This is a genomic window from Acinetobacter guerrae (genome assembly GCF_009372255.1).
GTDB lineage: Bacteria > Pseudomonadota > Gammaproteobacteria > Pseudomonadales > Moraxellaceae > Acinetobacter > Acinetobacter guerrae.
In genome coordinates this window covers 219,203-244,574 of record NZ_LXGN01000005.1, presented here as the reverse complement: position 1 = coordinate 244,574, position 25,372 = coordinate 219,203, and the positions used below count along the sequence as shown (strand labels likewise).

Annotated in this window: 25 protein-coding genes; 13 read left to right on the top strand and 12 right to left on the bottom strand. The window is 38.9% G+C overall.

The annotated features are described in order from the left end of the window. Positions 1-37: 37 nt before the first annotated feature. The gene (locus A7A69_RS05010) at positions 38-553 is read right to left on the bottom strand and encodes a chromate transporter (RefSeq protein WP_171406802.1); all 516 of its coding nucleotides are present in this window, start codon (positions 551-553) and stop codon (positions 38-40) included. A gap of 2 nt (positions 554-555) precedes the next feature. Beyond that, positions 556-1,125 carry a chromate transporter gene (locus tag A7A69_RS05005; RefSeq protein WP_034699555.1) on the bottom strand — a complete coding sequence of 190 codons (570 nt, stop codon included), beginning with the start codon at positions 1,123-1,125 and terminating at the stop codon, positions 556-558. A gap of 103 nt (positions 1,126-1,228) precedes the next feature. Between A7A69_RS05005 and A7A69_RS05000 the strand changes: the two genes are divergently transcribed. Together A7A69_RS05000 and A7A69_RS04995 are read left to right on the top strand one after the other, a co-directional pair. Beyond that, positions 1,229-2,128 carry a LysR family transcriptional regulator gene (locus tag A7A69_RS05000; protein ID WP_152876461.1) on the top strand — a complete coding sequence of 300 codons (900 nt, stop codon included), beginning with the start codon at positions 1,229-1,231 and terminating at the stop codon, positions 2,126-2,128. A gap of 339 nt (positions 2,129-2,467) precedes the next feature. Then, positions 2,468-3,472, top strand: coding sequence for a hypothetical protein (locus A7A69_RS04995; RefSeq protein ID WP_187349169.1), 1,005 nt, complete (start codon positions 2,468-2,470; stop codon positions 3,470-3,472). Between the two features lie 96 nt (positions 3,473-3,568). Here A7A69_RS04995 and A7A69_RS04990 read toward each other — a convergent pair whose 3' ends face one another. Continuing rightward, positions 3,569-4,147 (bottom strand): DJ-1/PfpI family protein, encoded by a 579-nt coding sequence (locus A7A69_RS04990; protein WP_151981141.1) that lies wholly within the window; start codon positions 4,145-4,147, stop codon positions 3,569-3,571. A 233-nt stretch (positions 4,148-4,380) separates the two neighbouring features. Between A7A69_RS04990 and A7A69_RS04985 the strand changes: the two genes are divergently transcribed. The 3 genes from A7A69_RS04985 to A7A69_RS04975 all read left to right on the top strand — a co-directional run bounded on the left by A7A69_RS04985 (position 4,381) and on the right by A7A69_RS04975 (position 7,878). Beyond that, the gene (locus A7A69_RS04985; RefSeq protein WP_152876459.1) at positions 4,381-5,151 is read left to right on the top strand and encodes a hypothetical protein; all 771 of its coding nucleotides are present in this window, start codon (positions 4,381-4,383) and stop codon (positions 5,149-5,151) included. An 80-nt stretch (positions 5,152-5,231) separates the two neighbouring features. Next, the gene (locus A7A69_RS04980; protein ID WP_152876458.1) at positions 5,232-5,750 is read left to right on the top strand and encodes a hypothetical protein; all 519 of its coding nucleotides are present in this window, start codon (positions 5,232-5,234) and stop codon (positions 5,748-5,750) included. 268 nt (positions 5,751-6,018) lie between these two features. Beyond that, on the top strand, positions 6,019-7,878 hold the full coding sequence (locus A7A69_RS04975; protein WP_152876457.1) for an ATP-binding protein: 1,860 nt from the start codon (positions 6,019-6,021) through the stop codon (positions 7,876-7,878). 47 nt (positions 7,879-7,925) lie between these two features. Here A7A69_RS04975 and gatB read toward each other — a convergent pair whose 3' ends face one another. The 3 genes from gatB to gatC form a co-directional block, all read right to left on the bottom strand. Then, complete coding sequence (gene gatB, locus A7A69_RS04970) at positions 7,926-9,407, bottom strand: Asp-tRNA(Asn)/Glu-tRNA(Gln) amidotransferase subunit GatB (protein ID WP_120370728.1); 1,482 nt, start codon at positions 9,405-9,407, stop codon at positions 7,926-7,928. Then, positions 9,407-10,885, bottom strand: coding sequence for an Asp-tRNA(Asn)/Glu-tRNA(Gln) amidotransferase subunit GatA (gatA, locus tag A7A69_RS04965; protein ID WP_152876456.1), 1,479 nt, complete (start codon positions 10,883-10,885; stop codon positions 9,407-9,409). Before gatA ends, gatB begins: the two co-directional genes overlap by 1 nt. 70 nt (positions 10,886-10,955) lie before the next feature. Next, complete coding sequence (gatC, locus tag A7A69_RS04960; RefSeq protein ID WP_151981134.1) at positions 10,956-11,267, bottom strand: Asp-tRNA(Asn)/Glu-tRNA(Gln) amidotransferase subunit GatC; 312 nt, start codon at positions 11,265-11,267, stop codon at positions 10,956-10,958. A 131-nt stretch (positions 11,268-11,398) separates the two neighbouring features. Between gatC and A7A69_RS04955 the strand changes: the two genes are divergently transcribed. The 6 genes from A7A69_RS04955 (at position 11,399) to A7A69_RS04930 (ending at position 16,206) form a co-directional block, all read left to right on the top strand. Beyond that, on the top strand, positions 11,399-12,439 hold the full coding sequence (locus A7A69_RS04955) for a rod shape-determining protein (RefSeq protein WP_004992581.1): 1,041 nt from the start codon (positions 11,399-11,401) through the stop codon (positions 12,437-12,439). Positions 12,440-12,459: 20 nt separating this feature from the next. Then, positions 12,460-13,317: a rod shape-determining protein MreC gene (mreC, locus tag A7A69_RS04950; RefSeq protein WP_120370730.1), complete on the top strand. Its 858-nt coding sequence runs from the start codon at positions 12,460-12,462 to the stop codon at positions 13,315-13,317. Beyond that, complete coding sequence (gene mreD / locus A7A69_RS04945; protein ID WP_152876455.1) at positions 13,304-13,795, top strand: rod shape-determining protein MreD; 492 nt, start codon at positions 13,304-13,306, stop codon at positions 13,793-13,795. The genes mreC and mreD overlap by 14 nt, the downstream gene beginning before the upstream one ends. Continuing rightward, entirely contained in the window at positions 13,783-14,355 is a 573-nt protein-coding gene (locus tag A7A69_RS04940; RefSeq protein ID WP_152876454.1) for a Maf-like protein, read from the top strand. The genes mreD and A7A69_RS04940 overlap by 13 nt, the downstream gene beginning before the upstream one ends. 81 nt (positions 14,356-14,436) lie before the next feature. Continuing rightward, a complete protein-coding gene (rng, locus tag A7A69_RS04935; protein ID WP_120370733.1) occupies positions 14,437-15,891 on the top strand; it encodes a ribonuclease G in 1,455 nt (484 codons plus the stop codon). Positions 15,892-16,029: 138 nt separating this feature from the next. Then, complete coding sequence (locus A7A69_RS04930) at positions 16,030-16,206, top strand: PA1571 family protein (RefSeq protein WP_120370734.1); 177 nt, start codon at positions 16,030-16,032, stop codon at positions 16,204-16,206. A 47-nt stretch (positions 16,207-16,253) separates the two neighbouring features. Here A7A69_RS04930 and A7A69_RS04925 read toward each other — a convergent pair whose 3' ends face one another. Further along, positions 16,254-17,651, bottom strand: coding sequence for a WS/DGAT/MGAT family O-acyltransferase (locus A7A69_RS04925; RefSeq protein ID WP_152876453.1), 1,398 nt, complete (start codon positions 17,649-17,651; stop codon positions 16,254-16,256). A gap of 302 nt (positions 17,652-17,953) precedes the next feature. Further along, positions 17,954-18,574, bottom strand: coding sequence for a phosphoadenosine phosphosulfate reductase domain-containing protein (locus A7A69_RS04920; protein WP_120370736.1), 621 nt, complete (start codon positions 18,572-18,574; stop codon positions 17,954-17,956). Positions 18,575-18,735: 161 nt separating this feature from the next. Here A7A69_RS04920 and thrH point away from each other — a divergent pair, with 161 nt between their 5' ends. After that, positions 18,736-19,353 carry a bifunctional phosphoserine phosphatase/homoserine phosphotransferase ThrH gene (gene thrH / locus A7A69_RS04915; protein WP_120370737.1) on the top strand — a complete coding sequence of 206 codons (618 nt, stop codon included), beginning with the start codon at positions 18,736-18,738 and terminating at the stop codon, positions 19,351-19,353. Positions 19,354-19,421: 68 nt separating this feature from the next. Here the strand turns inward: thrH and A7A69_RS04910 are convergent, their stop codons facing one another. From A7A69_RS04910 to A7A69_RS04895, 4 genes are all read right to left on the bottom strand, one after another. After that, positions 19,422-20,930, bottom strand: a complete 1,509-nt coding sequence (locus tag A7A69_RS04910) for an outer membrane protein transport protein (RefSeq protein ID WP_152876452.1) — start codon at positions 20,928-20,930, stop codon at positions 19,422-19,424. Positions 20,931-21,485: 555 nt separating this feature from the next. After that, on the bottom strand, positions 21,486-21,932 hold the full coding sequence (locus A7A69_RS04905; RefSeq protein WP_152876451.1) for a VOC family protein: 447 nt from the start codon (positions 21,930-21,932) through the stop codon (positions 21,486-21,488). Between the two features lie 135 nt (positions 21,933-22,067). After that, on the bottom strand, positions 22,068-23,243 hold the full coding sequence (locus A7A69_RS04900; protein WP_187349168.1) for an acetyl-CoA C-acyltransferase: 1,176 nt from the start codon (positions 23,241-23,243) through the stop codon (positions 22,068-22,070). Between the two features lie 109 nt (positions 23,244-23,352). Then, a complete protein-coding gene (locus A7A69_RS04895; protein WP_120370740.1) occupies positions 23,353-23,865 on the bottom strand; it encodes a GspH/FimT family pseudopilin in 513 nt (170 codons plus the stop codon). Between the two features lie 384 nt (positions 23,866-24,249). On the opposite strand from A7A69_RS04895, the gene omp38 reads away from it, so the two are divergent. Then, a complete protein-coding gene (gene omp38 / locus A7A69_RS04890) occupies positions 24,250-25,278 on the top strand; it encodes an outer membrane protein Omp38 (RefSeq protein WP_151981289.1) in 1,029 nt (342 codons plus the stop codon). Positions 25,279-25,372: the final 94 nt, after the last annotated feature.

Here is a 25,372-nt window from a genome sequence, read left to right as displayed (position 1 = left end):
AACCCGCAGAAGCGGGTTTTTTTATGTCTGTTCTGATTTATAGCAGCACAATACCCAAACCTGCACCAAGCAACATGACCCAAAGAGGATGGATTCTTTTAAATAAACCCAAAAGTGTAGTTAAGATAACAATCATGACCAGTATCGTATTTTGGGCAGATGCATGGGCAATCATCCATGCGCTGACAAGTACTAAACCTACGGTAATTGGCTTTAACGCTTGCTCAAAGCGGCTTCTAAAAGGATGATCCTTAAAACGTTGCCAAAATTTGAGTGCATAGACTGTAATTATCGATGACGGGCCAAATTTAGCGATAGAAGTTACCAACAATCCAGCAGGGCCTGCGACATGCCAGCCAATAAGAGGAACAATCATCATATTTGGCCCTGGAGCAGCCTGTGCCATTGCAAACAATGAGCTAAATTGTTCAGCGCTCATCCAGTGATGAATATTTACCACCTGATGCTGCATTTCGGGAAGAATGGCGTTGCCACCTCCAAAGGCCAAAACAGACAGTTGAGTAAAGACTAAGGCTAGAGTTATGAGTACCAAGATCATGATTTTTTTACTCCCAGAATCAAAAAGTTAATGGTGAGTAGAATAAGTAGGGTCAACGCCAGTGGTAGCTTAAATAACAGCATAAAGATAAATGTCAGCGTAATCGTCAGAAGGGTGAGTTTGCTTTTTAATATAGGACGAAGCATTTTAAAGCCTGTGGCGAACAAAAGTCCTGCTGCCGCAGCGGCTAATCCTTGAATAAGATGTCTTACTACCGTTAAGTATTGAAAATGTTCATATACCTGATAGATCATTAAGACGATTACAGTTGGAGCAAAAATCAGTCCTAATACCGAACTGATGGCGCCTTTAATGCCTTGAAACTGCATGCCAATTGCCACTGACATATTAATGATATTGCCACCAGGCAATAACTGGCAAATGCCCAGTAAGTTGGTAAATTGGCTTTCATCCAACCATTTTTGTTGCTCCACAATCATACGATGTGCCAGCGGTAACACGCCACCAAAACCCATCAAACCCAACTTCATAAATCCGCTAAATAAAGCCTTGCAATCAGGAGTTATCGATTGTTCACTCGCTATTGGCATGGCTTGAATCTTCACTGCGTCACCTTTTATCGTCTAAGCTGATGGGCATAGCATGAGCCGATTATGATATATTTACCAATGCTATTTTTGGCATGAAACATACTCAAAAAGTATAGCTATGATTGATGTACATAAACTGAATGCTTTTGTTGCTGTGGTTGAAGAAAGTAATATATCTAAAGCTGCGGTTAGGCTGCATATGCAGCAGCCTCCTTTGACCAGATTGATGCAAAGTTTGGAACAGGAACTTGATACGCAGCTCTTAAAAAGATTGCCACGTGGGGTGGAAGCGACAGAAGCAGGTAAAGTGCTTTATCAAGAGGCGGTTACTATTTTAGCTCATGCACAGTCAATCCCTAGACGCGTTCAAAATATTGCTCAGGGCAAAGAGGGGCAACTGAATGTGGGGTTTACTCATTCTGTTGGATTGCATCCCTTTTTGCCTACGGTGTTAAGAGCATTTCGTGATCAATTTCCTCAAGTCTCTATTTATCTGGAAGAAGAAAGTAGTAGTGCCTTAATTGATGCGGTCATTAATGAAAAACTAGATATTGTATTTTTACGTAAACCTGCTCCAATGCAGCGAAAATTGCATAGTCAACATGTATTGAATGAGCCCTTAATGGTGGCTTTACCCAATAATCATCGTTTAGCTCAAACTGATAGCGTTATTCAGTTATCTGACTTGGAACCTTACGAGTTTGTTCTTTATCGGCGTTTAGGCGGGCAGGATTTATTTGATAATATTATGGCAAGTTGTTATCAAGCTGGATTTAGTCCTCACGTGGTACAGGAAGCCCCTCGCTTGACTTCCAGTTTAAACTTGATTGCGGCAGGCATTGGTTTGTCTATTGTGCCTGCATCGATTCAAGATTTCTGGAACAAGCAGATTATTTATAAAGTACTTGAAGCCAAAAAACCGTGTATTGCACCGATCTATGCTATCTACCGTGCAGACCAGATGAATATTCGGGTTCAGCATATTTTATCCTTACTTCAAGCTTCGTATGGTAAGTAATAAGGTTTAAGTGAAAGGGTGAAATTAGCCCGCAATATGACAGTGCTTAAGTAACTCATCTGTTATGTAGGATTCAAACAATCGATCATTACAAGTCGCATTAAAGCGAATAAACTTACTACACGATCAATTACTTCTATAAAAACTTCATCTATCTGAGTGATACATATTTCATTGTTTATGGGATGAATAGAAAAAGGTTGGCATTTTAGTCCCAATTTTGAATACGTCATCAAATTTGGTTTTACTTATATTTTAATAAAAATCAAATCATTAGATTTATTTAATTATATTTTTTGCTATATTTTAGCGATAAAAAAAGAACTGAGAAAAAGTAACGTGAAATCTAAATTATGGATATGGATCGGGTTGAATGTATTGTTGTTGCACGGATGTGCATCTACACCTAAAAATCATGCTGATTCAATGCAGCTTTTTGCATCTCCTCAAGATTTGATTGACCAAAAACAATTGAATGGTGCAACAGGAATTTCACGTGAATATATCTATGACTGGGGACAACAACAACCCAATATTGAACCAGAATCACTTTATCCACGGAAATATTTAAGTCAATATTGTCATGCCAATGGCGGGAAATTTTCTGTATTGCGTCATAGCAATCTGAGTTTAATTAAAGATCATTCAACTAAAAAAATATTGGCATCTCATCCAAATGTGAAGCAGGGAATAGGAGCTTATCAATGTGATTATGGGACTGAAAAAAGCTGGATTGTTTCGATTGAACCGACTGCACAACGTAAAAGTCTAGATCAAAATGCAACCAGTGTCGTGAGTTTACAAACTCGAATAATGACGCTTGAAGAAAGTAAAACTTTTTATAGTAAAGCCAATCCTGTTTCTGCTATTTCACCTAAAAAAGCAGTGATTAACCTGTCTTCGACCAAAAATATGAAACATCAGGTCGACAAAGAGATTGAAGCTAAAAAAGAAGCTGATCTTAAAAAAGAAATAGATGCAAAAAAAGAGACGAAGCCTGCACCAATCGCTTCAACCAAGACACCAGAAAAAGTGACGGAAACACCTCAATCAGAACAATTAAAATACTATGTCGCTGCACGTAAAGATTTGAGCAAGGGGAAAAACCAGATTGTTGCCTGCAATAATGCAGAAAAAGCCTATAGTTATGGCAAGTTGTATAATACCAATGGAAGTAATGTATATGCTGAATCTGGCGTATTGGTTGCAAAATGCCTAACCCATGTATCTGCTTACAAAAGCCGTTTTAGCAATTCTAAAGAAAAAGCCATTGGGATTTTACAAAATTTGGCTCATAACCAGAATCATGCAGGTGCAAAAAATATGTTGAAACAGATTCAATAATTTTCAAAGGCTCAGGAGGCTTCGTTTGAGTTTGTTGTATTTGCCATATGCCAAACTCAAACGAAAAAGCGATATTCAATGATACTTATCGCCGTTCTACAGGGTAATTTTGGCTCCAAGCACTTTGACAAACTGAGAAAGCCATGCGGGATGTGCAGGCCAAGCAGGGGCAGTGATGAAATGTCCATCGGTTACGGCTTCTGTGACCGCAATATCTGCATATTGACCACCCGCCAATTTTACTTCGGCTGCACATGCAGGATAAGCTGAGCATAAACGACCACGAATTACATCTGCTGCGGCCAATAACTGAGCACCATGACAAACAGCTGCAATCGGTTTTTGTGCGCTGTCAAATTCACGGACAATGGCGACCACGCGTTCATTCATTCGTAAATATTCTGGCGCACGCCCACCAGGGATCACAAGCCCGACATAATCTTGTGTATTAACGGCGTTAAAATCATAATTAATGGCAAAGTTATGGCCACGTTTCTCACTATAGGTTTGATCACCCTCAAAATCATGAATTGCGGTTGCAATATGATCACCCGCCTTCTTTTCAGGACAAACCGCATGTACGATATATCCTAAGCCGGTCAGAAATTGAAAAGGGACCATCGTTTCATAATCTTCAGCATAATCGCCGACGAGCATTAAAATTTGTTTGGACATGCGTTAATCCTCTTTTGTTGTGTTTATTGCCAAGAAAAAAAGCATAAAAATTGATATCAAGCGTGTATCAACCATAGCATAACCGCCTTGATGCTTTAAGTTATTCCTCTTGTCTCTTTAGTCGAATGCTATTGCGTTATTTTGTCTTTCTAAAAAAAGTCATAAAGATAATATGACTGAATGTTGCTTAAATCTTGCGTCAAGAAAATGTGAACTAAAAGAGTGTATAAAATATGAATTATAATAATAAAACTTCAAAACAATGTATTTGGGCAATATTGACAAGTGCTATCACAATTTCAACTTCAGCAGCTCCATTAAATATTCTTGAGTTTAAGAAAAATCAGTTAAATACAATTGAACAAACGCAAATTTGTACACAACTAAAACCACTTTGTGATCAGACTGAACAATTACGTAGTCTTAAAACACCCGATCATAAGTTGTGGTTGCTTAAGAATGATCGCATTGCTGTCTTTCATTCATCTCAATCAGGTTTAAAGCTTGATGGTCAATGGCAGCTTCCGCTTGCTGTAGAAGATACAAATGATGATGACCCATCATTTATATTCCCTAAACTTTTTCTAATGACACCAACGCGCTATGCCATTGCGATCATTTCACCTTTTTCAGAAATGTATTCAGGTGGGGGCGCGAGCATTGAGCGCGCTAGTTTTTATGAGTTGCTTGAGCATGGAAAAACACAACGCTTTATCACAGATTATCCTTTTAGTTTTAGTCGAATGATTCGTGCTTGTTTATCAGAACAGGATTATGCAACTTCAAAAGGAAATTGTCATGATGAGGATGGTTTAAGTCTGGATATTCGCCCGATAAAACCGATGTTGTGGCAATTTCGTTATCACTACCATTTAGATGTCTCACCTGTATCAGATTCGGGTGAGAAGTCTTATAAAGGCAGTCGTAATCTAAATATTGATTTAAATCAGGCTCCACACCAGCCAAATATTCCAGATGATTGGAATTATGCAGGGCAAGGATAAGCACTTATTTACAGCCAAGTTACAGATGCAAGGAATCTAACTATGATAGAAATAGGAAATTGTTGATTGGAGTTAGATGAATGTCTCGCCTATATGCTGTGATTCGCCGTAAATATTCTATTCTTGGAACTTCACTTGTTCTGTTAAGTAGTTTGGGTGGAACTCAAATCGCGAGTGCTGGTCCCGCTGTCGATCAATTGAGTGATTGTTTGGTCAAATCGACGACTGCTACAGATAAAACGACTGTATTACAGTGGACTTATGCAGCATTATCGGTACATCCAGATTTAAAAGCGTTTAGTAATATTACGCCTACACAAAAAGATCAGCTTGATCAGAAACTTGCTCAAGTTTTACAGCGAATCATTGTTGAACAATGTTCGGCACAGACCAAAGCGGTGATTCAGACTGAAGGATTGCAGGCGGTTGGACAGAGTTTTCAGCAGTTAGGGCGTGATGCAGGGGAAAGCATTATTAAAGACCCTGCGGTGAATCAGCAGTTACAAGGAACGCTTCGTTATATTGATTTAAATAAGATTGCGATGACGTTTTTGACGCCTGATGTCTTGGGTAAGTTGGGTGTGTTAAGAGGGGAGTGATTGTAAAAAACAGAGGATTTTTATGTTTAATATTCAATAGCTTAGGTTTTTTTATGGATTGATGTGGTTTCTATTCTGTTGGCATTGTCTTCTAAAAGCATCTTTGATGTAATCACTTAGTTTTAAAAATAGGTTGGTAATATCTATATCTGAAAAAATTAAGCGTCATAGATTATCGTTCCAAATTTTAACATATGATAATTTTGTCAATATTGAATTATTATAAAAAACTTAGTGATAGCTTTTTAACTTTATGGAGAAATTGTTTATGGAAATCGAAACAAGTAGTGCCATTAGATTGTTTTTCCACAACTCCTCCTTACAATTGATTTACTTTGAAGCACTTGCTAATTCTTTAGATGCTGATGCAACTGAAGTTCAAGTTGAAGTGGATATACCATTATTTAAATCAGCTGAAAGATTGAGTATAAAAATTATAGATAATGGAATAGGATTTAATGAAGAAAATTTTATTAGATTTAAAACTCTATTGAAACCTCGTGATGATCTACATAAGGGATTAGGTCGTTTAGTTTTTTTGAAATACTTCAAGAAAGTAGAAATTGTTAGTACATGGGATAAATTTCGAAGAGAATTTATTTTTAAAGATGGTTTTGATGGTGCATCAACTTTAACAACTTTAAACTTTTCTCAAGAAAATAAAACAACACTATTTTTTACTGGTTTTTCAAATAAAAAAATTAAATCTTATGATGACTTAAGACCTTCAGTATTAAAGTCAGAAATAATAAATCATTTTTTACCTACTTTGATTTCGTTCAAAAACCAAAAAAGAGATTTCAGAATTACTGTAAAATTAAATACGCAAGATAAAAATTTTGAGAGAGGATTTTTCTCTCATGAGGAGATAATAACTGCAGATGATTTACCTCGAATGAGTGAGCTTATTGTTGAAGATCATGGACTGGATCTTCACTCAGATATTAAAATTTATTACCACGTAAACTTAGATGCTAAAGCTAAGGGTACTTCATTAGTAGCATTCAGTATTGATGGGCGCACAATTCCTATCAATAATTTAATCCCTCCCTCTTCATTTCCTTCTGATCATCATTGTATATTTCTATTCGAGTCAGAATTATTTAATTCACATTCAGATAGCTCTCGTCAAAAAATAATTTTTCCTGATCATATTGATGAAAAAAAACTATATCAAATTCTTAGAGGGGAAATAGGTAAAATTTTATCTGAAAAAATTCCTCATATTAATGAACTTAATAAGAATACTCAAAAAGAGTTTGAAGCTAAGTTTCCCCATCTTTTAGGTTTTTTTGAGACAGATACAATAGGTCTTATAGATAAAGATTCTGCTCTTAATACTGCGCAACAAAAGTTTTTTCAAAAACAGAAAGAAGTTTTACAGAGTGAACATTTGAGTGATAGAAATTATGAAAAAGCTTTAGAGTTATCATCAAGAACTTTAACGGAGTACATTTTATATCGTGAAAAAATAATTGATAAAATGACAGAATTTTCAGAAGAAAATAAAGAATCTGAAATTCATGATCTCATTGTGCCAAAATTTAGTGAGTATTGTGGAAATGACGTTAGCTCAAATGTCTATCAAAATAATGCTTGGCTTTTAGATGATAAGTTCATGGTGTTTAGAACTATTCTTAGTGAAAAAAGAATGGACAAGGTTATAAATGCTATTCGTTTAGATGACGAAAAAGTAAATGATAATGGACGTCCAGATATAACAATGATCTTCTCAGCTGATCCATTAGACGTAGAAGCGGTTGATGTTGTGGTCGTTGAAATCAAGAAGAAAACTGATGATGAAAAAGAAAATCAATATGCTGTTAATCAGCTGATGAAACGTGCTAGGAAACTAGTAGAATTTTGTCCGAAAATCCAAAGAGTTTGGTTCTATGCTGTGATTCAAGTGAATGATGAGATGGCAATCGGATTACGTCAGCAAAATTGGTCTCCATTATATTCTAGAGGTAAAGTTTTCTATCAAGAGTTTAAAACAGAAAAATCAAATGGTCATTTAGTACCTACACCAACTTTTATTATGTCTTTTGATGCAATCGTAAATGATGCAAAAAATCGCAATCATATATTTTTGGAAATTCTTAGAGATAGTATGAAGAAATTCTCTTAATAAAAAAACCCGCTCTAAAGCGGGTTTTCTTTTGAAATTAGATCAGCCTAACCAATCAATTTCTTCATCAATTCATTCACTTGGGCTGGGTTGGCTTTACCTTTTGCAGCTTTCATGACTTGACCAACAAGACCGTTAAAGGCTTTTTCCTTACCAGACTTGTACTCTTCAACCATTTTTTCATTGGCTGCAAGTACGTCTTTGATAATCGCTTCAATCGCACCTGTATCGGTTTCTTGCTTTAAGCCTTTTTCGCTAATAATGTCATCGGCAGATTTACCTTCTGCTTCCCACATAAAGCCAAATACTTGCTTCGCGATTTTGCCATTAATGGTGTTATCCACAATACGCGCAATCATGCCGCCCAATTGCTCAGCGGATACAGGAGATTCAGCCAATTCTAATCCCGCTTTGTTTAAAGCGCCCGAGAATTCACCCATCACCCAGTTTGCTGCAATCTTACCTTGTGCAGCACCGCCAGAAGCTGCAACCACTGCTTCATAGAAATCTGCCATTTCGCGTGAAAGCGTGAGCACATGCGCATCATATTCAGTCACAGCAAAATCAGCGATAAAACGCTCACGACGTGCAGCAGGTAATTCTGGCATGGTGGCCTTAATGGCTTCAATTTGCTCATCGGCGATAATCACAGGCAACAAATCTGGATCTGGGAAGTAGCGGTAATCGTTTGCTTCTTCTTTAGAACGCATTGAACGGGTTTCCATTTTGTTTGGATCAAACAAACGGGTTTCCTGATCAATCGAACCGCCGTATTCCAAAATTTCCATTTGGCGTTCAATTTCAACATTGATCGCTTGCTCAATGAAACGGAATGAGTTGAGGTTTTTCAACTCACAACGTGTTCCAAACGGCTGACCCGGACGACGCAGTGACACATTACAGTCCGCACGGAACGAACCTTCCGCCATGTTGCCATCCGAAATACCAAGCCAACGTACAAGCGTATGAATCGATTTAATATATGCGACTGCTTCATCAACTGAACGCATATCTGGTTCAGATACAATTTCGAGTAATGGTGTACCAGCGCGGTTTAAGTCAATTCCCGACTGACCTTCAAACTGGTCATGTATTGACTTGCCGGCATCTTCTTCAAGATGCGCACGTGTCACGCCAATACGCTTAACTTCACCATCTTCAAGCTGAATATCGATATGACCCAAGCCAACAATTGGATTGTCCATCTGGCTAATCTGATAGCCTTTAGGGGAGTCTGGGTAAAAGTAGTTTTTACGCGCAAAGACTGAAGCTTGATCGATATAGGCATCAATGCCCAAACCAAAACGAATGGCAAGATTCACCACTTCGGCATTCAGCACTGGCAGCACGCCTGGCATAGCCAAATCGACAAGACTCGCTTGTGTATTTGGGTCTTGACCAAATTCAGTCGATGAACCTGAGAAAATTTTAGATTGGGTTGCAAGTTGCGTGTGAATCTCAATTCCAATTACGACTTCCCAACCGTCAATCAGCTTTAACTTTTGAGCTGCTTTAGAAGTATCGTTCATTATGCAGTCTCCTCAGCAATTGCCGCACGTTGAGTGTGGAAGTTTGTATCTTGTTGGTATTGATGCACAATTGAGAGCAATTGTGATTCTGACCAATAATTTCCAATCAATTGTAAGCCCACTGGCAAGTTGTTATTGTCTAAACCCACAGGTGCGTTGATCGCGGGTAAACCTGCCAAGTTCACTGCAAGGGTATAAATATCGCCCAAATACATTTCAACAGGGGTTAAATCAGCTCCAATCTTGTACGCAGTCGTTGGTGCAGATGGTGCTGCAATCACATCGACTGTTTCAAATGCTTTTAAGAAGTCTTGTTGGATCAAACGACGTACTTTTTGTGCTTTAACGTAATAGGCATCGTAATAACCAGCAGAAAGGGCATAAGTCCCGATGAGGATACGACGTTGTACTTCAGCACCAAAACCTTCAGAACGTGAACGCTTGTATAAATCCATCAAATCGACTGGATTTTCACAGCGGTAGCCATAACGTACACCATCATAACGTGATAGGTTCGAAGATGCTTCAGCAGGGGCAATCAAATAATAGGTAGGCACATAGCTTTCAGTCATGCTGAGGTCAATCTCAACTAAAATCGCCCCCATGTCTTCAAGCTTTTTCAAAGATTCTTCAACACGTGCTTTGACGTTAGCATCTAAGCCTGCCACATTGAAGTATTGTTTTGGAATCCCAATGCGTAAGCCTTTCAGCGCTGTTGCATTTAAGTTTGCCACATAGTCATCGACTTCTTTATCGACCGAAGTTGAATCTTTTGCATCATGACCTGCCATGACATTCATCAAGTAAGCACAATCTTCGGCTGAACGTGCCATTGGGCCACCTTGATCGAGCGATGATGCATAGGCGATCATACCAAAGCGAGATACTCGTCCATAAGTCGGTTTTAAACCCGTTAAACCACAAAATGAGGCAGGCTGACGAATTGAGCCGCCTGTATCTGTTCCTGTTGCAAAAGGTGCAAGATCAGCCGCAACTGCCGCCGCTGAACCGCCCGATGAACCCCCTGGTACACGATCTAAGGCCCACGGATTTTTAGTCGCACCAAAATAGGAGCTTTCTGAGGTTGAGCCCATAGCGAACTCATCCATATTCACTTTGCCCAAAGTCACAAGACCCGCAGCTTTGGCTTTAGCGACCACGGTGGCATCATAAGGTGAGATAAAATTATCTAGCATTTTTGAACCAGCAGTAGTTTTAATGCCTTGGGTACAAAAAATATCTTTATGTGCTAACGGAATGCCTGTTAATACTGTGGCATTGCCTGATTTTAGTGCTGTATCGGCTGCATCTGCCTCAGCCAGTGCTTGTTCAGGCGTGACAGTCACATAACTTTGAATCTGGGCATCAAGTTTGGCAATACGATCAAGATAATGTTGAGTCAATTCGCGTGAAGAAAATTTCGTCTGGCTTAGACCTTCGGAAAGTTCACGAACGGATAAGCGGTGTAAATCAGTCATAGGTAAAAATTCTTTATCGTCAAATTCTAAAATATAAGGAGATGAATAAAAGAGGATTCATCTGTTTTAACTATTCAATGACGCGTGGAACTAAGTAAAGTCCATCTTGCGTTTCAGGTGCAACTGCCTGATATTGATCACGATGGTTACTTTCAGTCACCACATCAACACGTAAAGGTTGCGGATTGTCAAATGGACTTTTTAGGGGTTCAACACCATCAGTATCAATGCTTTTTAGGCTTTCCATCATGTCTAAAATTTTATTTAGACTTTGAGCATAGTCGCTAGATTGCGTATCATTAAGCGACAATCGAGCAAGATTGGCAATTTGCGATACGGTTTGTGCATTTAAATCTGAATGCTGTGCATCCGATGTAGACATAACATCACCTAAGTCTGTATTAAAAATTTGCAAATAATATGGCTTATAATAAGCGATTGACTTGTTCAAAGCATCACATTTAGTTAAAGTTGCCAACTTGCGTCCATATATAGTTTAACTGAGAACGACCCGTGATTCTAAAACGACTAATTGGCTTGTTTTCGCCAGATCTAGCCATTGATTTAGGTACAGCAAATACACTTATTTATGCACCAGGCCGAGGCATTATATTAAATGAACCGACCGTTGTGGCGATTCGTCACAGTGGTTCGCAGAAAATTGTTGCTGCTGTAGGTCTCGATGCTAAACAAATGTTAGGTCGTACGCCAGCCAATATTTCCGCGATTCGCCCAATGAAAGACGGTGTAATCGCCGACTTTGAAGTAACCGAAACCATGTTGAACCAATTTATTGGTAAAGTACATGAAAAACGCTTATTCCCGCCAGCGCCACGAGTTGTGGTGTGTGTACCGTGTAAATCGACACTGGTCGAGCGCCGTGCCATCCGTGAAGCCGTATTTAATGCTGGTGCGCGTGATGTGCGCTTAATCGAAGAGCCTATGGCTGCTGCTATTGGTGCAGGTATGCCAGTTGAGCAGGCTTGTGGTTCAATGGTTGTTGATGTCGGTGGTGGTACAACTGAAATTGCCATCATTTCGTTACAAGGCTGTGTATATGCCGATTCACTACGTATTGGTGGTGATGTGTTCGATGAACAGATTATTCATTATGTGCGTAAGGCGCATGGCTGTGTGATTGGTGAAACGACGGCTGAAATTATCAAAAAAGAAGTGGGTATGGCGGTTTCTGATGGTCAGACCTTAGAAATTGAAGTTCGTGGTCGTAACCTTGCAGAAGGTGTGCCTCGTTCGATTACGGTCACTTCAGATGAAGTCATGCAAGCCATTTCTGATCCATTACAAAGCATCGTGAGTGCAGTAAAATCAGCACTTGAACAAACACCACCTGAATTATCTTCCGATATTGCTGAGCGCGGTATCGTCTTGACAGGTGGCGGTGCTTTACTGCGGAATCTGGACAAATTATTGGCTCAGGAAACAGGTTTACCTGTTGTTGTTGCAGAAGATCCACTGACTTGTGTCACACGTGGTGGCGGCAAAGTGCTTGAGTTCTTTGATAATCCGAATCATGACATGCTTTTTGTTGGTTAATACTTTTTAAGGACGAGGCGGTGCAACCGAATCTTTTTTCAAGACAACCGCCATCTTTTCGCTCGTTTGTTATCGCGGTTATTGCTTGTCTGGTAGTGCTATTTGTGAACTGGCGCATGCCTTATGTAATTAAGCCTGCGAGGGATGTGATCTATGCTGCATATAATCCTATATATGCACTAGCCAGTTATCCAGTACTGTCGCGCGAATGGCTAAACCAACAAACCAAGTCTGAAACTCAGTTACGTCGTGAAAATACAGCGATGCAGGCTGAATTGCTTCAGGCACAGGTCCGGTTACAAAAGTTATCAGAACTCTCTGCGGAAAATACCCGTTTAAGAGGGCTTTTAGATACGCCTTTAATTATAGATGGGCGTATGGAAATTGCTGAAGTGATTGGAACGGATGCTGATCCATTACGTCATATCATTATTATTAATCGCGGCGCAACCAATCAGATCAAAGTGGGTCAAACTGTACTGGATGATAAGGGGATTATGGGGCAGATTATTAATGTCTATCCGCATAGTTCACGAGTCATGCTGCTCTCTGATAAAGAACATTCACTTTCTGTGCGTTTAGAACGTACAGGCATGCGCGCTATCGTGTCAGGAACAGGTGATCTGGGGCGTTTGAAAATGGAATATGTCCCAACCAGTGCGAATGTGAAAATTGGCGACAAGGTCTATAGTTCAGGTTTAGGTGAGCATTTTCCAGCAGGTTATCTGGTTGGAACGGTTTCCCAGGTACGCCGACATAATTCTGGTGAGTTTTCTGAGATTGATGTGACTCCAGCAGCACAGTTAGCCAGTGGACATCATGTTGTGGTGTTGTTTTCTGAATCATTAGCGATGGAGCAACCCTATGCCGATCGCTAAATTAAAGTTTGAAAAACGTAAAGACCCGCTGATCATCATTATTATTTCAATTGTGATCAGTTCGGTTTTGATGGTTTATCCATTGTCTTATGATGTTTCAGGATGGCGACCATTGATTATGTTCATGGTTATGCTGTTTTGGGTATTGTGTCAACCTACTTGGTGTGGTATCTGGTTCGCTTTTGCGATTGGATTATTTACCGATTTGCTGATTGATTCGCCATTGGGGCTTAATGCGCTCAGTTTTGTGTTGATCACTTTCATTGTGCGTTATTTTACCCGTGAAAGACGGATTTTAACGTTTATGAATTTGTGGACGATAGTTGTATTAGCATTGATTGCCCATTTGTTTTTTATCTGGATGGCGTTGATTATGGGTGGTTTTCACTTTTCCATTGCACGTCATTGGCAGCCATTGATCAGCAGTATTTTATGTTGGCCCATTATTTATTATTGTTTACATAAATGGCGAATTTGATTTTAGCGTCAAGCTCGCTTAGACGACAACAACTACTTCAACAACTGGGTTTGCAGTTCGATGTTGTTTGTCCTGATATTGATGAATCACAACAGGAACATGAGTCAGTTTCTCGTTATGTTGAGCGACTGGCGCAAGAAAAAGCCAAACTGATTCTCACAAAATTTCCAGATGCGGTTATACTGGCTGCCGATACTAGCTTGGGACTTGATGGTAAGATCATTGGAAAGCCAGAGTCAAAAACACATGCTTTTGAAATTTGGAAAGCATTGTCAGGTCGCCAGCATGATGTTTTTTCTGGAATTTGTGTAGCAACCGCGACCGATTTTTTCAGTGAAGTTGTACAGACCCGAGTTGAATTTCAACATTTAACACAAACAGATATGGAAAATTATTGGGCAACAGGGGAGCCTGTCGGTAAGGCTGGTGCATATGCCATACAGGGAATAGCTGCCCAATTTATTCCTCGAATTGAAGGAAGCTATAGCAATGTGGTTGGCTTGCCTTTATACGAGACAGTACAGTTATTAAAAAGAGTTAAAGTCATAGGGGAAGAATAGTGGCTTTGAGCATCTATTTGATTAGACACATCATCTCCTTTAACTCTGGAACAAGAATTTTTATAACATTTGAGTTTTAGTATGTCGGAAGAACTACTTATTAATGTCACGCCTATGGAGTGTCGGGTGGCATTAATTCAGAACGGAACGGTCAATGAATTATTTGTTGAACGGACAGTAAAGCGTGGCTTGGTGGGTAATATCTATACGGGAAAAGTCGTTCGGGTTTTACCAGGAATGCAGGCCGCCTTTGTGGATATTGGATTATCTCGTACAGCATTTTTACATATCAATGATATGGTTTGGCCACGTTCACAACCTACTCCCAATGTTTTTGAACTTTTGCATCCCGGACAAATTCTCACGGTTCAAGTGATGAAAGATATGCTAGGAACCAAAGGTGCGCGTCTGAGTACGGATCTGTCCATTCCTTCACGCTATCTGGTTCTCATGCCTTATGGAAATCATATTGGTGTTTCACAACGAATTGAGTCCGAAGAAGAACGCGACCGCCTTCGTAGCATGATTGAGCGTATCCAAAAAGAACACAATTTACCAGGGAGCGTGATTGTTCGAACTGCGGCTGATGGTATTGATGAAGCTTCTATTGCGCAAGATATGTGTTATCTGGCAAAGCTATGGGAGTTTATTCAACGTAAGCAAAAAGGTGGGGTCGTTCCAAATCTAATTTTTGAAGAATTACCTTTACCACAACGTGTAATCCGAGACTTAGCCAATGAAGAAACCTCAAAAGTTTATGTAGATTCGCGTGAGATTCATGCAAAACTAGTTGAGTTTATTGAAGAATTTGTACCCAATATCAAAGATCGACTAATTCATTATCCTGGTGAGCGTCCATTATTCGATTTATATAATGTCGAAGAAGATATTCAAAAAGCCTTACAGACTCGGGTTGCGCTTAAGTCTGGCGGTTATTTGATGATTGATCAGACTGAGGCGATGACCACTATTGATGTCAATACAGGCTCTTATGTGGGTGGTCGTAGTCTGGAAGACACGGTTTTTAAAACCAATATGGAATCTACTCAGGTCATTGCACGTCAATTACGCCTACGCAATCTGGGTGGCATTATTATTATTGATTTTATTGACATGCAGGAAATAACACATCGTGAAGAAGTCATGCGTCAGCTAGAAAAAATGCTGGAGCGTGATCATGCCAAGACCAAGATTACTCAGGTTTCTGAGCTTGGTTTAGTGGAAATGACTCGTAAGCGTACTCGTGAATCTCTTGAGCATTTACTTTGTGAGTCCTGTCCGACCTGTCAGGGGCGGGGTTATGTGAAGACAGCAGAAACAGTGTGTTACGAGATATTTCGAGAAATTTTAAGATATACTCGCGCCTTTGAATCCAAGAGTGGCTTTACTGTTGTTGCCCATCCAGCAGTGATTGATCGGTTATTAACTGCAGAAGCTACTGCTGTCGCGGATTTAGAACATTTCGTGAATCGTGTCATAAAATTTCAAGTCGAAAATTTATATACGCAAGAGCAATATGACATCATTTTAAGTTGAAATTGTAACAGGATTTCGCTTAATCCTTGTTACAACTGAAATTTTACTTTCGCCTGCAAATTTTAAATACTAGACACATCCAGTAGCCAAAGACAAATTCTCCCTTTTAGAAGTCTTAGCAAGTAGAGGTTCTCTAGCATGAATGTAAGTGAAAGATTACTTGGTCAAGGTTTGAAGCATGTGATAGACAGCAGCCATGTTGTAAATACATGTTATATGGTGGACGATCAAGGTAAAGAAGTACAAATTACCACCGCGATGATTCGCTCAGTGTGTCATCAATTACTCAAACAATGTCGTACTATTAAAAAATAAATAAGGGGCGTCTATAAGCCCCTTATCTTATTCGGTTTTCTATAAAATTATCCCGTTGCCGTCATTTCTTTTTCCCGTTGTTGCATACTTTCTTTTTCTGCAATCAGTTGTTCAAAACGAAGAATTTCATCTTCTAGATGCGTCAATAAATTTTGCATACGCGGCAGCGCGTTACGACAAGCGGTTAAGCCGACCTCAAGTTTATCAAGATAACTGGTCATGGTGATGTTCAGCGCCTGTCCATCAAGGACAATAGAAGCAGGGTAAAGTGCATCCAATTTGGCACCATTCCAGTAAAGTGGTTCACGTGGGCCAGGAACATTGGAAATGACCAGATTAAACGCCTGATGCTTTGGCATCATACCTGAGAGGATATTGAGTCCAGCAGGACCGTATACCACAGCACTATAATTTAAAATCTGATCACTGGTCATACGTTTAAAGCGTTGTTTAGCATTTTGGACGCTACGACGAATGATCTCAAGGCGCTCTAAAGGGTCATCCTTATGTGTCGCCAAATTTGCCAAAATCATGGTAATACGATTGCTTACATCAGAATCATCACTGCGTAATGAAGCAGGAACCATTGCAATTAAAGGTTTATTTGGCAAATTTTGATGACTAATAAGATATTCACGTAAAGCACCAGAACAAACAGCTAAAACAATGTCATTGATAGTGACATCGAGTGCTTTGGCAATATTGCGAAAGCGATCCAATTCAAACGATTGCGCAGCAAAACGTCGCGAAGAACTCACTCGCTGATTCAGCATTGAGCTAGGTGCCTGAAAACTTGAAACATAATCTGGATTGCGACCAAAGTCTTTCAATAACGTTTGAGATAGTTCTTGCATAACACGTGGTGCAGCTTCCAATTGTCCTTTAAAACCAGTCATAATTTTTTTAATGCGACTTGTTTTAGGCTCTTTTAAACGTTTTGCTCGTTTTCCCTCAACGCACCACGGTGGAACGATACTTTTTTCAGTTGGATCATGAGATAGAGATTTCTCAATTAAACGCATACCTGCAACGCCATCCACCATTGCATGATGAATTTTGAAGTACATGGCAAAACGATTACCTTCAATCCCTTCAATAATATTACACGTCCAGAGTGGTTTCGCACGATCTATAAGCGTACTATGTTCTTGAGAAAAATAAACTAATAACTCGCGGATCCGTCCCGGTTGAGGTAAAGAAACATGCCGAAAATGATGATCCAGATCAAACTCCTCATCTTCATCCCAAAAAAGACCGCTTAAGCGATTATTAAATGGTGGAACAGGAATTGATTTAGATTTACGAATATCATCGACCAGATCTTGCATAAATGTGTCTGGCGCATTTTCTGGAATTTCAAATAAAAATAAGCCACCTACGTGCATAGGTTGTTGTCTTTTTTCAAGTGATAAGAAAATAAAGTCGATGGGATGTAATGGGCGCATAGCTTGGATTGCCTCACTGCAATTATATCAATAACCCTTGATGAGCTACGTTTTTAGAATTATAGAACACATGTCTAATATAAGTGTATGACTAGTATATAAGCAAAAATGTGCATAAAGCCAATAAAATGTGAGAAATGGCAGGGTTATAAAAAAATCTATCTTTTTTTATAATTTTAGATGTTATTTAATAGACTTTTTATTGACACAAAAAATAAAAATTTATTTTTAATTTCATTATGTTGCAAAAAAACAGCCATTTGAATGACTGTTTCGAGGTGTGAAGTATTGTTGTTGTCAAATTAGTGACTGAGGTGCAAACCGCATTCACGGTGTTCTTCACCTTTGGTCGGATCAAAATAATCCTCATTATCAGGCAGATTATGCTTTTGCATATATTCCCAAAGGTCTTTCGCTGTCCATTTAAGTAAAGGAGCAACTTTTATAAGACCATCAGGATTGATGCTGACCGCATCCATCTCGGCGCGAACTGCGGTATCTGTTGCACGTAATGCAGTGAACCAAACTTTAGGTGCAGTTTCACGTAGCGCACGTTCAAATGGTTCTAATTTAACTTCAGCAGTAAATGCTTCATGCTTTGGATCATCCAGTGCAGGTACTGTTCCCTCCAAAGCTTCACGATGGGCACGAGAACGTTTCGGTAGATAGGTGAGTAGATTTAGGTTGAGTAATTGAGTAATTTCATCAACATATTTATAGGTTGTTTCGGTGTTGTAGCCATTATCCATCCATACGACTTGGATGTCTGGTTTAACACGTGTGAGCATATGCAAAATCACCGCTTCAAACGGACGAAAATTGGTGGTGACAATGGCTTTTTCATTTAGGCTCAGTGCCCATTCAATCAACTTTTCAGCATCATTGCCTAACTCTGCATTGATACGATCTAAATCTAAACTCATTCTCGTGTTACCTTATTAGATATCAACTCATTTCGCAGATTATTATAATCTATTTCGCAGCGTCAACCTGAATAATCATTCAATTTGAACCTAAAAGATCATGTGTGATGGAAAATCTACATGTTAAACTAATGCAAATTTAAAAATCTGCTGGAGTGAGTATGGAAATCGTTTGTTTAGACTTGGAAGGTGTTTTGGTTCCTGAAATCTGGATTAATTTCGCAAAAAAAACGGGGATCAAAGAGCTTGAAGCCACCACACGCGATATTCCAGATTATGATGTATTAATGACACAGCGTTTAAATATTTTAAAACAGCATGGTTTAGGTTTAAACGATATTCAAGCTGTAATCGCAGATATGGGGCCATTACCGGGGGCGAAAGAGTTTGTTGAATGGGTGCGTACACATTTTCAGTTGATCATTCTGTCAGATACATTTTATGAATTTGCACATCCACTAATGCAACAATTAGGTTGGCCAACCATATTCTGTCACAAGTTAGAGACAGATGAAAAAGGCATGATCACTGCTTATAAACTTCGTCAACCAGATCAAAAACGTGAAGCAGTTAAAGCTTTACATGGTTTGAATTTTCGTGTGATCGCAGCGGGCGATTCTTATAATGATACAACCATGTTAGGAGAGGCGGATCATGGTTTCTTATTTGATGCACCTGACAACGTGATTGCTGAATTCCCTCAATTTCCAGCGATTCATGGCTATGCTGCATTAAAAGAAGCAATCCGTTCAGTTTCTCAGCGTAATATTCCTGCTTAAATATTTAATTTATAAAATAAAAGGCGCTTAAAGCGCCTTTTATTTTAAGTTTTATTTTTGCTGAATATTTAGAAGCGATAGCCGATTTTTAAACCATAAGCAAGTGCATCATTGTCTTTAAATTCTGCAACATATTCACCACCACCAGCTTGAGCACCTGTTTGAGCTTTAGCATCACCCAACCAGAAATATTTTACACCGCCTGCAATAAAGTAATTAGGCGCTGGACTAAACTGAACGCCTAAACCAACGTTCCAGTAACCCTCAGTTGGGCCTAGAGTCGTAACTGGATTACCTGAGCCAGAATCCCAACCAACAGAAACATTCCCTGCCCATTTCTCAGTTAGTTTACGACCCACACCGACATTTGCAGACCATTGATCATCAGAATATTGAACCAGATTGAAACCATTTGGACGATTTACTAAAGGCCCAATCGCTTCTGAGATTAAACCAAATTTATATGGCTGAATTGAGAAATCTTTCCAGTTCACCCAGCGTACATTTGCAAACGCAACTGTATTTGCCATGATACCAGTCTGGAAATCAAGGTTAACAGATTGCGGGGTTGTAATTTTAGTTTTACCAGACGCCGCTGCAATGTTTTGAGCTGCTGCAGCACCGCTAGCTCCTAATAGTGCAAGTGCCGGTAAGGTCGGAATATTTTCGTTAATGTTGACGTCGTGATCAATTTCAGAACGATAAGTTAACGATGCTTTTAAAGCAATTTCTGGAATTTGAAATGCTAAACCTGCTAACCAGCCCACACCACTCGTTTCTTTAATATTTGCATCGTAACCATTGTAAAGACTGTAAGCTTGACCACGTAGGCTGACATTTCCTTTAACGGTTTGATAAACTGGGCCACCATAGATGTTCCAGTTTTGATTCGGTTGGAAACCAAAAACCATTGATAAATTTTGAGTATCTACTTCAACTTTGGTATTGCCTTTACCCAAGGTATTGTTTACAGCATCAATACCCGCATTGACTTTATCTGTAATACCTTGCTTTACACCTGTATCGATTTGAGTTTTTACAGCTGGAACATTGTTGTAGGCATTAAGTGTTTGCTGATAGACGGCCTGACCTTGTTGAGTCGAAAGATCAACACCTTGTGCCTGTAGAGCTAGGCCTACTCGTTGTTCTGAACTCAATGCATTAAATGTTGTGTTAATTGTATTATCACGGATTGCATTTAAACGTTCTGCCGGCAAGATCGTATCTGTTGCAGGATTAGATACAAATACGTTACTCCCTGAATATTCTGCCTTTGCTCCAAAAGGTTGATCATAAAGAAGACCAAAAGAAAAATTATCTGTTAATTGTAGTTTGATGGCACCATTTGGAAAGTAATAATCTTCAGCCATGTCGCCAATGTTGCGTCGAGTTTCACTGGTGCCAGCTTCTTGACCTGAGACATTTGGATCTAGAAATGAGATGCCTGCCTCAAAATAATTACCTGGTTGCAAAAAAGCAGACATTGATTGTCCAGAGCGATCGAGTGCTGCCGCAAAAGCCCCTGTTGCAGGTAGTGATGCCAAGATCATAGCGGTTGTTAAATGTTTTAATTTCATTTAAATCTTTCCTTGAACAACAAAATAATTTATTGCTTATTTCCAAGCATTTACATTTTTAGTTTTGGAGAAATGAGTTTTAATGTATCTGTATTCATCTTCACTCCATGCAACAAAAATAACACAATTTAAACAAGAGTAAATGCTCTATAAGGCTGTAAATGTGAAAAAAATAAGGTTAGTAATTATTTGATACTATTTTTTAAGAGGTATTTAAAATTAAAATTATTAATAAATTTATATATATTAATAACTTAATTAATTTTATCAAATTTGAAAATTGTCTTTTTTTCTAAAAAAGTAGACGCGATAGTCAAAGATTTTTGGTTTTTTATTAGAATAAAAATTTCTATTTGTATTTTTAATGTCCAATAAATTGAAGAATAGATTGTTTTTTACACTTTTAATTTAAGTTTAATTTAAGCTTTATTATTTTTGTTTTTTAGTTGTGAGAAATAAGAGGGGGTTGAAGAGGCAAAAAAGGCTTTATTGAGTAGGAGCTATCAAAGACCTCTTATTGAAATTTGAATTGAGTAATACATAAAAAGAAAACTTTTACTCATTTTCTAGCTGACAATTGACCATCCACTTAATTCCAAACTGATCAGTAAAAGCACCATATAATGCTCCCCAAAAGGTTTTTTGTAGCGGCATTTCGACTAAGCCTCCCATCGATAAAAGATTAAATAGACGACGGGTTTCTGTTTCATCATGTTCCAAGTTAATTGAAATATAGTGATTATTACCTTTATTTAATACAGCATTTGCAGGGCTGCAAAACTGTTCATGTACATCTGAACCCATCAGGACGGTAAACTCATTAATAGGTAGTGAGACATGCAATATCAGACTTCTTTGTGATTCCGATAAAAATACACCATCTTCTGTTGGGAGATCTTTATATCGGGTCAACATGGAAAACTCACCACCAAAAACAGACTGATAAAAGTTAAATGCTGATTCGGTTTCACCATTGAAGTTGAGGTAATGATTAAGTTGCATAATAATTGTCCTGATTATTTTTATTGTTACTTCATCACTTTAATTTAGAGTTAAATAAAATACAGTCTAATTTTGTATCTATTTAGCATAGAAAATCCCGCCAAAGCGACGGGATTAAGTATAAGTTTAATAATTTTAAAGTAGTTCAATGGCTACTGCGGTTGCTTCACCACCGCCAATACATAAGGCAGCAACGCCCTTTTTGCCACCTGTGCGTTTTAAAGCATGAATCAATGTCAAAATAATACGTGAGCCCGTTGAACCAACCGGATGTCCTAAAGCACAAGCACCACCATTGATATTAACTTTTTCAGGGTCAAGTTTGAAATCATCAATTGCACACATGGTAACCATTGCAAATGCTTCATTGATTTCCCACAGATCAACGTCCTGAGCATCCCAGCCTGCTTTTTTCAGGACTTTGTCAATCGCACCAACAGGTGCAATTGTGAACTCTGATGGGTGTTGAGAGTTTGATGCAGTGGCTACTATTTTGGCTAATGGTTGTAAACCACGTTGTGCTGCAATCTCGCTAGAAGTTAAAACTAAGGCTGAAGCACCATCCGAAATTGAACTTGCATTGGCTGCTGTAATTGTACCGTCTTTAGCAAAAGCGGGTTTTAAAGAAGCAATCTTGTCAATTTTGGCATTTAAAGGTTGCTCATCCTGATCAATAATAACGTCGCCTTTACGTGATGAAACAGTCACAGATACGATTTCATCTTTAAAATAGCCTGATGTAATCGCTGTTTGAGCGCGCTTAAGCGAACGGATGGCAAACTCGTCCATTTGTTCACGAGTATAACCACGAGTATTTGCCATATCCTGAGCAAAAGAACCCATTAAACGACCAGTTTCCGCATCTTCAAGACCGTCAAAAAACATATGATCTTTAATTTCGCCGTGGCCCATACGATAACCTGCACGAGCTTTGGGTAAAATATAAGGTGCATTGGTCATCGATTCCATACCGCCAGCAACGACAATACCTGCACTACCAGCCTTAATCATGTCTGTGGCTTGCATTACGGCTTTCATTCCAGAACCACATAGCTTGTTAATAGTCACAGCACCAGTAGAATCGGGTAGACCTGCTTTACGCATCGCTTGACGGGCAGGGCCTTGCTTAAGACCCGCAGGCAACACGCAGCCCATAATCACTTCTTCAACATCAGTAGGCGCTAAGCCTGCTCGTTGGACTGCTTCACGGATGGTCACTGCACCAAGTTCAGGCGCGGTAGAAGACGACAAAGCACCTTGAAAACCGCCCATTGCTGTGCGTGCACCATTCACAATAACAATATCGGTCACAATCATTTCTCCTGAAATTACTTAAGAATTACATTTTTAAAGCAGTATAATAAAAAAATGGATTGATAAAAGTGACTTAAAAGACCACAACTTCGACTGATCAGTTTTCCTAGCAAGTCTTTAAAGATTCATTACGCGCATGTCCCATTCTACTGAGTGTAAGCTTGCGATGATGAGAGTATTGCGCTGAACAATAACGAAAAGTGCCATTTGAAGCTAAGGGAAGCCCTGAAGTACTTTCAAAAATGATTTTTTTATTACCAAATCCTTGCCAAGATAATGAACCGTACTTTAACTGTAAGGGTTCTACAGCTAATACCGTTTCATTCGGATCATAGTTGCGATTCTTATTTTGATCGACAAACAAAATATAACCATTCGTCCAATTATTATCGCACTCCTTAAATGTACTGCTTGCACATAAAATAATGTTTTGCTTGGAGAGCAAAGATTCATGCTTGGCTTTTTGTATATGAAGTGTGAGTATTTGAGGTACTTTTTTTGCCTCTTGTGAAGCCATGTACTGATGGTAGGATGGGATAGCAAAAGAAGCAATGACTGCCATGATCGTTAATACAATACTTATTTCCATTAACGAAAAGCCAATATTTTTGTTTTTCATGTTAAAGATACGTCCGTCTTATGTAACTTTTTTTGTTTTTTAACAGCAGATTAAGCAAAAAAGATTGAAAAAAAGTTTGAGTTGAAATATTTATTACTTTAAGCGTTTGAATGCTGTTAAAATAAAGAAAGCGTGAAGATAAGCTATTCACAATAATAAATTGAGTAGAAAGTTACCTAATTACAACGGAAATTGTAAGTAATTTTGTCAATAATTTACTTGATTAAAGTTATCAAGCACTTGGAAATCAGTTTAAGTGTTTGTATGATTCAACGTGAGTAGCTTAAAAATAATACTGGGGTATATAAAAAGTTATCTCAGGGCCATAAAAATTTTAGGCTGAGCTTGAACAACAAACAATTTGTTTATCTCTGGAGGATATCCATGAAATTGAGTCGTATTGCACTTGCTACTATGCTTGTTGCTGCACCATTCGCTGCTGCAAATGCTGGCGTAACCGTTACTCCGTTATTGTTGGGTTATACTTGGTATGATACAGACCACAACAATGACAAGCTTACTGCTGGTCCTGAACTACAAGACGATTTATTCGTTGGTGCTGGATTGGGTGTAGAGTTAACTCCTTGGTTAGGTTTTGAAGCTGAATACTCTCAAGTTAAGGGTGATCTTGACGGTATTCCTGGTAATCCTGGTGCAGAATACAAACAACAAAACATTGTTGGTAACTTCTACGCTACTTCTGACCTTATTACTAAAAACTACGATAGCAAAATCAAGCCTTACGTATTACTTGGTGCTGGTCAAGCAAAATACGAAATGGATGGTTTAGCTGATAAGAAAGACACTATCGGTAACGCTGGTGTAGGTGCTTTCTGGCGTCTAAATGATGCATTGTCACTTCGTACTGAAGCTCGTGGTACTTATGACTTTGACGAAAAATTCTGGAGCTATACTGCTCTTGCTGGTTTAAACGTAGTTCTTGGTGGTCATTTGAAACCAGCTGCGCCAGTTGTTGAAGTTGCTCCAGTTGAGCCAGTTCCAGTTCAGCCTCAACCTCAAGAGTTGACTGAAGATCTTAACATGGAACTTCGTGTGTTCTTTGATACTAACAAATCAAATATCAAAGACCAATACAAACCAGAAATTGCTAAAGTTGCTGAGAAGTTAGTTGAATACCCTAACGCAACTGCACGTATTGATGGTCACACAGATAATACTGGTCCTCGTAAGTTGAACGAACGTTTATCTTTAGCTCGTGCTAACTCTGTTAAATCAGCTCTTGTAAACGAATACAACATCGATGCATCTCGTTTATCTACTCAAGGTTTTGCATGGGATCAACCGATTGCTGACAACAGCACTAAAGAAGGTCGTGCAATGAACCGTCGTGTATTTGCTACAATTACTGGTAGCCGTACCGTAGTAGCTCAACCTGGTCAACAAGCTCAATAATCTGAGTCTTTGACAGTAAAAAGAGCAGCTTTCGAGCTGCTTTTTTTTATTTGTATTTGCTATATACGATAAAAAAGCACTCAAAAGAGTGCAT

Excerpts from the sequence above, each read along its gene's own strand:
- A7A69_RS05000 (WP_152876461.1), top strand. The coding sequence starts at position 1,229 with ATGATTGATGTACATAAACTGAATGCTTTTGTTGCTGTGGTTGAAGAA.
- A7A69_RS04990 (WP_151981141.1), bottom strand. The coding sequence starts at position 4,147 with ATGTCCAAACAAATTTTAATGCTCGTCGGCGATTATGCTGAAGATTAT.
- A7A69_RS04985 (WP_152876459.1), top strand. The coding sequence starts at position 4,381 with ATGAATTATAATAATAAAACTTCAAAACAATGTATTTGGGCAATATTG.
- A7A69_RS04980 (WP_152876458.1), top strand. The coding sequence starts at position 5,232 with ATGTCTCGCCTATATGCTGTGATTCGCCGTAAATATTCTATTCTTGGA.
- A7A69_RS04975 (WP_152876457.1), top strand. The coding sequence starts at position 6,019 with ATGGAAATCGAAACAAGTAGTGCCATTAGATTGTTTTTCCACAACTCC.
- gatB (WP_120370728.1), bottom strand. The coding sequence starts at position 9,407 with ATGAACGATACTTCTAAAGCAGCTCAAAAGTTAAAGCTGATTGACGGT.
- gatA (WP_152876456.1), bottom strand. The coding sequence starts at position 10,885 with ATGACTGATTTACACCGCTTATCCGTTCGTGAACTTTCCGAAGGTCTA.
- gatC (WP_151981134.1), bottom strand. The coding sequence starts at position 11,267 with ATGTCTACATCGGATGCACAGCATTCAGATTTAAATGCACAAACCGTA.
- mreD (WP_152876455.1), top strand. The coding sequence starts at position 13,304 with ATGCCGATCGCTAAATTAAAGTTTGAAAAACGTAAAGACCCGCTGATC.
- A7A69_RS04940 (WP_152876454.1), top strand. The coding sequence starts at position 13,783 with ATGGCGAATTTGATTTTAGCGTCAAGCTCGCTTAGACGACAACAACTA.
- rng (WP_120370733.1), top strand. The coding sequence starts at position 14,437 with ATGTCGGAAGAACTACTTATTAATGTCACGCCTATGGAGTGTCGGGTG.
- A7A69_RS04930 (WP_120370734.1), top strand. The coding sequence starts at position 16,030 with ATGAATGTAAGTGAAAGATTACTTGGTCAAGGTTTGAAGCATGTGATA.
- A7A69_RS04925 (WP_152876453.1), bottom strand. The coding sequence starts at position 17,651 with ATGCGCCCATTACATCCCATCGACTTTATTTTCTTATCACTTGAAAAA.
- A7A69_RS04920 (WP_120370736.1), bottom strand. The coding sequence starts at position 18,574 with ATGAGTTTAGATTTAGATCGTATCAATGCAGAGTTAGGCAATGATGCT.
- thrH (WP_120370737.1), top strand. The coding sequence starts at position 18,736 with ATGGAAATCGTTTGTTTAGACTTGGAAGGTGTTTTGGTTCCTGAAATC.
- A7A69_RS04910 (WP_152876452.1), bottom strand. The coding sequence starts at position 20,930 with ATGAAATTAAAACATTTAACAACCGCTATGATCTTGGCATCACTACCT.
- A7A69_RS04905 (WP_152876451.1), bottom strand. The coding sequence starts at position 21,932 with ATGCAACTTAATCATTACCTCAACTTCAATGGTGAAACCGAATCAGCA.
- A7A69_RS04895 (WP_120370740.1), bottom strand. The coding sequence starts at position 23,865 with ATGAAAAACAAAAATATTGGCTTTTCGTTAATGGAAATAAGTATTGTA.
- omp38 (WP_151981289.1), top strand. The coding sequence starts at position 24,250 with ATGAAATTGAGTCGTATTGCACTTGCTACTATGCTTGTTGCTGCACCA.